The sequence below is a fragment of the Pedobacter jejuensis genome (genome assembly GCF_003725795.1).
Lineage (GTDB): Bacteria > Bacteroidota > Bacteroidia > Sphingobacteriales > Sphingobacteriaceae > Pedobacter > Pedobacter jejuensis.
The window spans coordinates 123,538-134,935 of sequence record NZ_RBEE01000002.1 but is presented as its reverse complement, the minus strand read 5'-3'; the positions used below and the strand labels follow the sequence as shown (position 1 = coordinate 134,935).

The 11,398-nt window shown below is 36.0% G+C and carries 9 protein-coding genes; 6 read left to right on the top strand and 3 right to left on the bottom strand.

Annotated features, from left to right (window positions below; all coding sequences use genetic code 11):
* Window positions 1-199 precede the first annotated feature (199 nt).
* Both D7004_RS01275 and D7004_RS01270 read right to left on the bottom strand, forming a co-directional pair.
* On the bottom strand, window positions 200-1,006 hold the full coding sequence (locus D7004_RS01275; RefSeq protein ID WP_123204059.1) for a response regulator transcription factor: 807 nt from the start codon (window positions 1,004-1,006) through the stop codon (window positions 200-202).
* A complete protein-coding gene (locus tag D7004_RS01270; RefSeq protein ID WP_123204058.1) occupies window positions 991-4,158 on the bottom strand; it encodes a ligand-binding sensor domain-containing protein in 3,168 nt (1,055 codons plus the stop codon). Before D7004_RS01270 ends, D7004_RS01275 begins: the two co-directional genes overlap by 16 nt.
* Window positions 4,159-4,405: 247 nt before the next feature.
* Here D7004_RS01270 and D7004_RS01265 point away from each other — a divergent pair, with 247 nt between their 5' ends.
* Genes D7004_RS01265 through D7004_RS01255 form a run of 3 tightly spaced genes read left to right on the top strand, consistent with a single transcriptional unit; the run spans window position 4,406 to window position 8,536 of the window.
* Window positions 4,406-5,431: a glycoside hydrolase family 43 protein gene (locus tag D7004_RS01265; RefSeq protein WP_123204057.1), complete on the top strand. Its 1,026-nt coding sequence runs from the start codon at window positions 4,406-4,408 to the stop codon at window positions 5,429-5,431.
* Window positions 5,432-5,441: 10 nt separating this feature from the next.
* Entirely contained in the window at window positions 5,442-6,518 is a 1,077-nt protein-coding gene (locus D7004_RS01260) for a glycoside hydrolase family 2 TIM barrel-domain containing protein (RefSeq protein WP_123204056.1), read from the top strand.
* Between the two features lie 59 nt (window positions 6,519-6,577).
* On the top strand, window positions 6,578-8,536 hold the full coding sequence (locus tag D7004_RS01255; protein ID WP_123204055.1) for a glycoside hydrolase family 97 protein: 1,959 nt from the start codon (window positions 6,578-6,580) through the stop codon (window positions 8,534-8,536).
* 11 nt (window positions 8,537-8,547) lie between these two features.
* On the opposite strand, the gene D7004_RS01250 is transcribed toward D7004_RS01255, so the two are convergent.
* Window positions 8,548-8,967 (bottom strand): DUF1810 domain-containing protein, encoded by a 420-nt coding sequence (locus tag D7004_RS01250; RefSeq protein WP_123204054.1) that lies wholly within the window; start codon window positions 8,965-8,967, stop codon window positions 8,548-8,550.
* A gap of 311 nt (window positions 8,968-9,278) precedes the next feature.
* Between D7004_RS01250 and D7004_RS01245 the strand changes: the two genes are divergently transcribed.
* The 3 genes from D7004_RS01245 to D7004_RS01235 all read left to right on the top strand — a co-directional run bounded on the left by D7004_RS01245 (window position 9,279) and on the right by D7004_RS01235 (window position 11,391).
* Window positions 9,279-9,767: a hypothetical protein gene (locus D7004_RS01245; RefSeq protein ID WP_148042733.1), complete on the top strand. Its 489-nt coding sequence runs from the start codon at window positions 9,279-9,281 to the stop codon at window positions 9,765-9,767.
* Window positions 9,768-9,936: 169 nt separating this feature from the next.
* Entirely contained in the window at window positions 9,937-10,440 is a 504-nt protein-coding gene (locus tag D7004_RS01240; RefSeq protein WP_148042732.1) for a hypothetical protein, read from the top strand.
* Window positions 10,441-10,449: 9 nt separating this feature from the next.
* Window positions 10,450-11,391, top strand: a complete 942-nt coding sequence (locus D7004_RS01235) for an STM4504/CBY_0614 family protein (protein ID WP_123204051.1) — start codon at window positions 10,450-10,452, stop codon at window positions 11,389-11,391.
* The last annotated feature ends 7 nt before the right edge of the window (window positions 11,392-11,398 follow it).

The window sequence follows — 11,398 nt, the reverse complement described above, 5'->3', positions numbered from 1 at the left end:
CTGAATTTACTTCAGCATCTTTCTTGCATAAAAGACCCTGAAATGAATTCAGGGTGACGCAAACTAAAAAAAACAAGCTTATTAATAATGTGACGGATAATTAAGAATCGAACTCAAGTTTACAAGTAGAAGATATGCAGTTAAATGGATAACGAATTATAACTCATTTGTTATAGGACAAATTAATATTAGCTTAAGCTTATTTCTTTAACGTTTTAGATTGAATGTATTCAGTTGGCGACATCCCAAATTGTTTAGAAAAGTTTCTGCCAAAGTGGTTTTGAGAACTGTAACCAACCTGTTCAGAAATTTCATATATTTTTAAAATGCCTTCGCTTAATAATTCTGCTGCCCGCTTTAACCTTGCAATATTTATCAGTTCGTTGGGACTTAGGTTTGAGATGGATTTAATTTTTCTATACAAAGTAGGCCGGCTCATATTCATATGGTCGGCAAGATGTTCTACATCCAAATCGGGGTTATCTAATTGTTTGTTAATCAGATTTTGCAATTTCTCTAGGAAGAGTTCTTCGGCCTTTGAATAAGCCATTGTTTTAATATGTATTAGTGGAGAACTTGCGAAGTAGGCTTTTATTTTACTCCTGTTTTTAATTAGGGAAGAAACCTGTGCATTTAAAAAATCGATAGAAAAGGGTTTTTCAATATATGCATCAGCGCCCATCTCCAATCCTGCTATTTTAGATTGCAAACTATTTTTCGCCGTTAACAAGATAAATGGAATGTGGCTGTACTCCATACTCGATTTCATCTTTTCACAGAGTTGATAGCCATCCATTTCCGGCATCATAACATCACTAATTACCAGCTGAACAATTTCATGGTTTAAAATTTCTAATGCCTGAACGCCATTTTCTGCAGTTAAAACCCTATAATGCTCTCCTAAGTCATCTGCGATAAATTCAAGCATTTCCAGTTCATCATCTACAACAAGAATTACGAATTTTTCTTCTAATACTTCAATATCACTCATTATTGTTTTTTCCATTTTCCTTTTAAATCAAATTCGAAAAGTTGATGAATAGGCAATTGCAGGATAAAAATATTTTGCTCCCTCTCATCTAGCGAAGCAAACAAATTTCCTCCGTGTAATTCTGTTAGTGCCTTTGATAAAGACAAACCAATACCTGTACCTTGTTTAAACTGGTTTTCAGTAGCCCTGAAAAACGGCTCGAATATTTTCTCCCGAAGCTCTGCCTGAATGGGTAAGCCATCATTTGTAACTGATACAGTGAAAAATTCTGCATTGCTAGCTTCAAAATTTAGTTTTATTTCTATCAATTGCTCACTGTATTTTAAAGCGTTATCAATAAGGTTACTCATAATTTTATAAAAGGCCTCTGTATCAACATAGGCAAAAAGTTTTTTATCGGGTAGGTAAAGCTTATAACTAAAGCCCTTTGCATCAGCAACAGGCTGGAAAACTTCAAATATTTCCAGTAAAATATCAGAGATGTTCGCATTTACAAAATTGAGAGAAAAGCCATTTACTTCAGTTTTTCTAAAATCGAGCAATTGGTTGGTAAGATTAAAAAGCCGATCTGTATTTCGTTCCATAGTGCGTAAATTTTTTTCTATAAACGGAACTCCAGATGCCTGCTTAATAATTTTTTCCATTGGCGCTTTTATTAAGGTAAGTGGTGTTCTAATTTCATGCGCTATGTTGGTGAAAAATTCGATTTTGGCTTGGTAAATTTCTTTCTCTTTTTGGTTTTCAAATCGCTCCATTCTCCGTTGACTACGATTTTCCATTTTCTTGTGGTAGGTTTTTATCAGATAGAGTACCGTTAAAGCAATTACAATTCCATAAATAACGTATGCTAAAGTACTTTGATAAATTGGCGGAAGAATTTTTATCGATATTTGGGGGTTGTTTTCTGTCCAATTATCGCTTCCGTTAAGCAATGCCTTTACCTCGAAAACATAATTCCCGGCGGACAGCTTAGTAAAATATACCTTTCTATTGGTTTTCAGGTAATTCCATTTATCGCTTAATCCTTTCATCCGATAGGCGTATTGTGTCATATCAGGAGCCGTATAATTTATAGCCGCAAAATCGACACTGAATGACGATTGTGCATCATTCAGAATAATCTTCTTTGTATAAAGGATAGATTGTGGTATAACCAAATTATCTTGTTTTTCATCTGCACCATCTATCTGAAAACCGGTAATTTGAACCGGGGATTTGAAATTAAAATTTTTTAATTCACCAGGCAGAAAACTTATTAAACCGCGAACGCTACCAAAATACAGTCTTCCATCATCTGCTTTAAAACCAGAATTATAGTTGAATTGGTCTGTTAGTAATCCGTTAGATTTAGAATAAACTTTAATAGAACGATTTACCGGGTTAAAATGGATTAAGCCGCGTGTGCTACCCATCCATAATTTACCTTCTTCATCTTCCATTATTTTAAAGAGAAAATTGCTGGGTAGGCCATCTTTTACTGTTATATGCTTAAAAGTTTCATTTTTAGCGTCAAACAAATTTAAGCCGCCACCATCGGTGCTAACCCAAATGTTCTGTTTACTATCTTCGTATATTCCATTTACCGTATTATGGCTTAAGGAATTGTTATTTTTAGGGTTGTTTTTATATTGGATAAATCCGGGTTTACCTGGTTTGAAACGAATTATTCCGCTATCAAAAGTACCTGCCCAAATGTTTCCTTTGCTATCCTCTGTAAGTACTTCGTAAAAAACAGTTGGTAAGCCTTCAATAGGTTCGAAGTTGTCTTTTTGCCTATTGTATCGGTAAAGACCCGTTATTGTGGCCAATAAAATTTCTCCACCTTTAGTTTTACAAAAGGTTACGACAAACCCCGTTTTTAATCCGCTTTTATTGCCAGCGGTATAATGTTTTACAACCTTTTTTGTTTTAATATCAAGCACATCAAGTCCGTGTTCGAAGGTTCCAATCCATAATTTATCATCATCTACCAGTAAACCATGAATGTTGGAGTAAGAAATGCTGCTCGATTTACCATCGGGAAAGAAATTAGTGAATTGTCCTGTCTTGGTGTTGAGCATATTTAATCCCGCATCTTCAGTTCCTATCCACAGGTTTCCATAGGCATCTTTGCATATTTCCCTTACATCGCTTCCACTCAAAGCGTTCACTTCCTTTTGGGGGAAATATTTGGTAAAAAGAGCGTATTGACTGGAGTAATAATTTATGCCACCAAAATAGGTTCCAACCCATATACCTTTTTCTCTATCCTGATAAACAGAATAAATTGCCTCGTCTGATAATGAATATGCATTTCCATATTGTTTCCTAAGCCGGGTAATTCTCTGATTTGCATAAATGTAAATCCCCGATTCAGTAGCAATCCAAAATTCGTTTTTAGCAGCTTGATAAATATCTCTTACATAGATTGAAGTTTTATCAGCATTGAAAACCAATAATTCTTTTGTTTTAAAGGTTTTACGATCGAAAAGTTTGATTCCCTGATTAGCCGTACCAATGAGAATAGTGTTATTCCCGGCATCACGTACTTTAGTAGCCCAGCTATTTTCGTTCGGGTTCAATTTGCTCATTACGTAATGCGAGCGAAATTTTTTATTTGTAAAATCATATTCTTCGATGGTGCCTTGTAGGGTGCTTATCCAAATGCTTCCATCTTTCATTGCTGATACAGAAGTAGCAACAAATTTGGCTTTATCATTAAATTGGGAAAGTGCTTTTTTATTAATGTTGTATATCAGAGTTCTGCCGAGGGCCACAATCCAGAGATTTCCTCTGGTATCGGTAGCCATGTCATTTATACGAAGGTTTTCAGTGCCTTTTACAATTTCAAAACTTTCATGCTGCGGTAGATATAAATAAACACCGCTGTTTGTGCCAACCCATAAACGGTTTTTGGCATCATTGTGCAAAGCGTAAATCAAATCGTTACCTAAACTTCCAGCTTTTTCAGCATCGAAGCGATAAGTTTTAAACTGATATCCATCAAATCTATTTAAACCATCTTTAGTGCCAAACCACATAAAACCACTACCATCTTGTGCACTACAGAAAACCGTGTTGTGCGATAAACCATTTTCAACCTGGTAATGCCTAAAATAATAGGGCTGGGCGGCAGAAAACCTTACGGTAAAAAATAAAATGGTTAGAATTAACAGTCTTAAAATCATATGCTATTTCAAAGATATCAAACTCAATACGGTATCGGTAAAAATTTAAAACTTGAAACAAAAAGTGGAATTATTGAGAAGATTTGCAAAAGGTAGCTTACATTCGTGTAGCAATCATCACCGCTACATAAAAAGACACAAAATGAAGAAATAATGATACGATTTCAGTCAACCTAAAATATTAAATCCATCATATTTGAAAAAAAATCAGTTTATAGAAGTATAAATTGAGATACCTAACCAAATTATGCGTGAATCATTATCCATTTTATTATTTGTTTTCTCTTTTGCCAACGTTTTTTCGCAAACATTTTCAAATCCGTTATTGCCAGCTGGTGCCGATCCGTATAGTTTTTTTAAAGATGGATATTACTATTACACGCATACAACTGGTAACCGAATTGATTTATGGAAAATTAAAAACCTAGCCGATTTAAAGGATGCGCCGAAGAAAACAATTTGGAAAGCACCTGCAAGCGGACCATATTCTAAAAGCATTTGGGCGCCTGAAGTAATGTTTATACAAGGCAAGTGGTATGCATATTTTGCGGCTGATGATGGCAAAAATGAAAACCACCGAATGTATGTTCTAGAAAATTCATCGGCAGACCCAATGCTTGGCGAATGGATATTTAAAGGGCAAGTTGCAGATAAAACCAATAAGTGGGCTATTGATGGTGATATCATTTTTATAAATGATAAGTTATACATGGTTTGGTCGGGATGGGAAGGTGATGCCAACGGGAAGCAGGAAATTTTTATGGCTACCATGAAAAACCCGTGGACAATTAATTCTGATCGTGTTAAAATTTCTTCACCAAAATACGATTGGGAAAAACATGGAGATTTAAATTCAGCAGGTAATCCTCCACATGTGGATGTAAATGAAGGGCCACAATTTTTGGTGCATAACAACAAAATTTTTATCATATATTCAGCAAGTGGCTGCTGGACAGATTTTTATGCTTTAGGCATGTTAACAGCCAATGTTAATGATGATTTTATGAATCCCCTTAATTGGGTAAAACATGATAAACCCGTATTTAAATCATCTGTAGAAAATGGCGTGTACGCTGTTGGACATAATTCATTTTTTAAATCGCCTGATGGTAACGAAGACTGGATTTTATACCATGCAAATGATAAGCCGGGGCAAGGTTGTGGTGGCTTTCGGTCGCCACGGGCGCAAAAATTTACCTGGAATTCAGATGGTACGCCTAATTTTGGTTTGCCGGTTAAAACAGGTGTAAAGCTTAATATTCCTTCAAATTAATTTATATACAATGCGCATAAAACACACGTTACCTGCAATCCTGTTATTAATTTTTGTTACTGCTAATGCTTTCTCGCAACAAGATAAAAAGGTTTTAGGTCAGGTTTGGTCTATTGAAAAGGCAAATGCTTGGTATAAAAATCATAAGTGGCTCACTGGTGCCAATTACATTCCTGCAAATGCCATTAACCAACTCGAAATGTGGCAAGCGGATACCTTTTCTCCGCAAGTAATTGATAAAGAATTGGGTTGGGCAAACAGCATTGGTTTTAACACTTTAAGGGTGTTTTTATACAGCAAAGCCTACAAGCAAGATCCACAAGGGTTTTTGAAAAGAATGGATCAGTTTTTAACCATCGCAGAGAAACATCAGATTACACCAATGTTTGTGTTTTTTGATGATTGTTGGAACAAAACTTCGACAATTGGAAAACAACCAGAGCCCAAAACTGGCATTCACAATTCTGGTTGGTTACAAGATCCAGGTGACCCAGCTTATAAAGAAGAAGCTAATTTTCCTGAATTGGAAATTTATGTGAAAGCAGTTTTAAAGCGTTTTGCTAATGATAAGCGAGTGCTTTTGTGGGATTTATACAATGAACCTGGAAATAGCGGAAAACTTGAAACCAGCATACCTTTACTAACCAAAACGATAAGCTGGGCAAGGGCAGTTAACCCAAGTCAACCAATAACAATAGGTTTGTGGAGTTGGGATTTTGAAAAGCTAAATGAGATTCAGCTTCTAAATTCGGATGTGATAAGTTACCACAATTACGAAGCACCTGAATGGCATCAACGCACCATCGATTTACTGAAAGCTAGCGGTCGCCCATTAATTTGTACTGAATACATGGCACGTACACGAAACAGCCGATTTTCAAATATCCTTCCGTTACTAAAAAAAGAAAATGTTGCGGCAATAAACTGGGGCTTTGTAGCAGGTAAAACGAATACAAAATACGCTTGGGATACTCCACTTGCCGATGGAAGTGAGCCTATTGAATGGTTTCACGAAATTTTTAATCAGGATGGAACACCTTACCGAAAAGATGAAACTGATTTAATTAAAAAACTAAACGGAAAATAAAAGCATATTTTTTTTCTTCAAAAGAAGTCTATCTATCATCCCTTAAAAATCAAAACAGCATGCATTTTAAGAAATTATTATTGGTTCTGATTCTCTGTATTGGCGTTGCCAAAATAGCTTCCGCACAAAAATCTTATGAACTAAAATCTCCCGATGGAGGAATAAAAGTTTTATTAAATGTTGCCCAAGTTATAAACTACAGCGTATTTTATGCTTCAGATGAATTGATGACTAATAATAGTCTTTCGATGGAGCTTAGAAATGAAATTCTTGGAAAGGATGCAAAAGTGATAAGTGCTAAATACTCGAAAGGAGATGATCTAATTAAACCTTATGTTCCGCTTAAATTTGCTACGGTAAATTCACAGTACAATACGTTACTGCTTAATTTTAAAGGTAATTATGCTGTCGAATTTAGGGCGTTTAATAATGGTGTGGCTTATCGTTTTATAACCAGTAAAAAAGGTGATGTTGAAGTATTAAATGAAGAAGTTGGTATAAAATTTCCATCAGATTATGATTTGCATGTACAGCAACCAGCTAGTTTTAAAACAGCTTATGAAGAAAATTATTCTACAGTAAATGCTGCAAATTGGACTACCAAAATGAGCACTTTACCAATGCTTATTGATACCAAAAAGCAATACAAAATTTTAATAAGTGAATCAGATTTAAGCGATTATCCATGCTTGTTTTTAAAAGGAAACGGTAAAAACGCGGTAACGTCTACTTTCCCAAAAGCGCCGCTGGCTTTCGGCGATGATGGTGACAGGAGTTTAAAAATAACAAAAGAAGCAGATTATATTGCGAAAACAAAAGGTACGAGAAGTTTTCCCTGGCGGTATTTCGTACTATCGAAAAATGATAAAGAACTTTTAGAAAATACCATGACGCTTCAGCTAGCATCGGCCAGTGTGATAAAAAATCCGGGTTGGATAATTCCCGGACAAGCAAGCTGGGAATGGTGGAATGATGCATCTCCTTACGGGCCAGATGTTAATTTCGAAGCGGGATATAATTTGCAAACGTATAAGTATTATATTGATTTTGCTGCAAAGTTCGGTCTGAAGTATATTATTATGGATGAAGGTTGGGCAAACAGCACTACAGATCCTTATACGCCTAATCCAAAAGTTGATGTTCATGAACTGATTCGATATGGTAAAGAAAAAAATGTTGGTGTGGTATTGTGGCTAACCTGGCTTACAGTACATAAAAACATGGATTTGTTTAAGACTTTCAAAACATGGGGTGTAAAAGGAGTTAAGATTGATTTTATGGATCGTAGCGACCAATGGATGGTTAATTACTATGAAACCATAGCCAAAGAAGCTGCAGAAAATGAATTGTTTGTAGATTTTCATGGTGCTTTTAAACCGGCCGGATTAGAGTATAAATATCCAAATGTGTTATCCTACGAGGGTGTGCGAGGCATGGAACAAATGGGAGGCACCTTGCCTAAAAATAGTTTGTTTTTGCCATTTATGAGGAATGCTGTTGGTCCGATGGATTATACACCTGGCGCCATGATTAGCATGCAGCCAGAATCTTACCGAGCAGAAAGACCGAATGCAGCAAGTATCGGAACACGTGCTTACCAAATGGCCTTGTTTGTAGTATTTGAGAGCGGAATCCAGATGCTTGCAGACAATCCAACGCTTTATTATCGCAATTTAGAATGTACAGAATTTATAACTTCAGTGCCTACAACATGGGATGAAACCAAGGCATTGGCCGCGAAAGTTGGCGAACTGGCAGTGGTTGCAAAACGAAAAGGCGATAAATGGTTTATTGGTGGCATTACCAATGGTGCAGAACAAAACAGAACCTTGCAAATTACAACGGATTTTTTACCTAAAGGAAAAACGTACACCATGACCTATTTTGAAGATGGAATTAACGCTGGTAGGCAGGCAATGGATTACAGAAAAAAAACCATGCAGGTAAATAGTGAAAGTAAATTAGAAGTTAAAATGGTAAAAAATGGTGGATATGCAGCGGTTATTACACCAAACTAATGGAGTGTATGCTACTTATTTAATAAAGCCAAAGTGCTAGAATCCTTTTCGTTATCAAAAAACTTTATCAAAACAGTTTCAAAAACCGGGTTTATATTTTTTAGGGTGGCAAATAATGTCATACTCGATCGAAGCTTTACAGCGTCAATTCCTCCAAAAATTTCTTCGGCAGAGAGATTTCCTAAGCCATTTAATGTCTTTGTAATTTCTATAAGCCGGTTACCAAGAATAGGATGATTTAGATAAGCTTCGGCTTCACTAATATCCCGAATTGCAAATTTTTTAGCCATATCGCTATAACCCAATCCATCGAGTTGAGGAAAAATGAACCACATCCAATGGCTGGTTTTTCTTCCGTTTTTGATTTCCTTTAGTGCAACAGAATAAATATGATGTTGCGCTTCCACAAACCTATCTAAATTGTATTCCATTATGATTAAGCTTTTAGAATCTTGATATTAATAAAACTATAATTTTAAGAGATTGGTTTTATTCGTTTGGAATAAAAAAAAATGCACAAGACCCGCAATTACACGTGTTAAGATATCCAAGATATGTTATATACCCTTAATAATAGCTTGTTGTAATCAATATTGATTTTGTATATCTTGACCTTATGAAATGTTTCTCTTTCATTACGCTTACGTTACTCTGTTCCATCCTCATATGTTGTGCATCACCAATGGTTAGTTCATTCAGGCAGGTGCAGGATTCATTAGAACGATCAGAAAATGTTCTAAAGATGTCAAATAGAGAAGAATTAAAGAAAATACATGACCTAGGCATAAATACCGTATCAAACCAAGCTGATTCAATATACTATGCTTCAGAGGAGCTTAATGGGCTAATTGATGAGTTTAAAAAACAAATTGCTAATCTTGACTTATCAGGTTCTGACACCGAAGTCGCTTATGATGTAATCGCTACACCAGACATGATTAAGGGTGCTCTAATCTCAGCTACATCAACACTCGTTGAAAGAAGTTCCAAAGTAGAAATTGCAGAAACAAAGAAGGAACATGTGGATAGTCTGATTAATAACATGGTTAGAGTTCAATCACATTCTACTTATTTCACTACAAGCTTTAAAAATGTACCATCAGCTGGAGCCTTAGTTACGCTAACTAAAATGCAACTAGAAAGTTCTGAGATAACAAACATTACCTTGAAATCGCTATATGGGGCTTCATTGAAAGCTCATACATCTTCTATGGGTGGAGATACAAAATGAAGACTAACGATTAGTAAGCTAGAAGTTTTCAATGTCTAAGATTCTTTAATTCCTCTTAATTAATTGATAGTATTCTTGCATATGGTAGATGGCTCACAGAAGGGTTGTACAATTCGTTGATTCTTATATCTTTGTGATTACTAAATTATCTCACTAATCAAATCAATCAATGAAGCGATTCGCTCTCGCATTCTTGGTAGCATTGTTAATGTTATCAAGTTGTACAACAAATTACTATCTGACAGTATCAGATACAGAAACACCAATATATTCTACAGCTAACGGCTACGATCAACAAGGATTAATTGAAGCGGGCAAAGCATTTATCTACAGTGGAACTTCTCGTAGAACACCAACAAAGTATGGTATGATAAGCGGGTATAGCCCACGCATTGTAGCCTGGAAACCGTTGAGAAAACTGTCGAAGAAGCAACTTGAATTACTAGCTTTTACTAACGATTACGGTTACACATACGATGGTGTTCCCATCTCCTCATATCGTTACGGTAGATTAGCACCAACTTCACCAACTTATACACCGTCCAGAAGCTATGGCTCTGGTTCGACTAAAACAACCAAATCAACTGGCGGGACTGTTCATGTAAAAGGTTACACCCGTAAAGATGGTACGTATGTAAAACCACATACAAGATCAGCACCAAGAAGACATTAAGAATATCATATGACTTACGATTTATTTTCAAAGCGGCAAAAAAGGGAGCGAGGGGAAGTTCCAGAGGTGCTATCGTTTGATATCTTACCTACTGCATTACGAGTTCAAATTAAAATGATCATAGATGATGCATTTGGGGTTCGGAAAAGTGGTTCTGGGGAATCAAATAGACCGCAACTAGCCTATTCCATGATACATAAGATTTTGTGTCGAGAATATGGTGTATTTGAAATCGGTGTTAATGGAAGTGGCTATGCTCAGTCTGAATTAGAACAGGTGAAAAGTCACTTATTGTACTCTCCCAATGTTGACCAGGTATTAGATATAATTGAGCTGTCGTTTCGGTATATATCCCGTGTAATAAACAAAGATCTCAATGAATACGAAATTACCGTAAACATATCCATGACACCCGAAGAGGCTATGAACGAGCTAAATTTGCGCTTTCGCGAACATGGTGTTGGGTATCAATTTGAATCTGATAAAATAATCAGGGTAGATTCAACCTATATGCATTCAGAAGTGACAAAACCAACATTGAGTCTACTTTGGGATGAACGTTTCACAGGAGCAAATGAAGAGTATTTGAAAGCTCATGAACACTACAGGCATGGAAGAAACAAAGAGTGCTTAACAGATTGTCTTAAGGCTTTTGAAAGTGCCATTAAAACAATATGTAATGAGAATGGTTGGACATATAATCCAACCGATACAGCAAGTAAGCTTATTAGTATCTGCTTTACAAATAATCTAATTCCTTCATTTACACAGAATCAATTCTCATCTCTTCAAAACCTCTTGACAACTGGAATCCCAACGATAAGAAATAAGGTGGGTGGTCATGGACAAGGCCAAGTACCTCAAAAGGTTGATGACGAATTGACAAGATATGGTTTGAACCTTACCGGAGCTAACATTATCTTCCTAATAGAGCAAAGCGGTCTTAAGTAAACTGCAT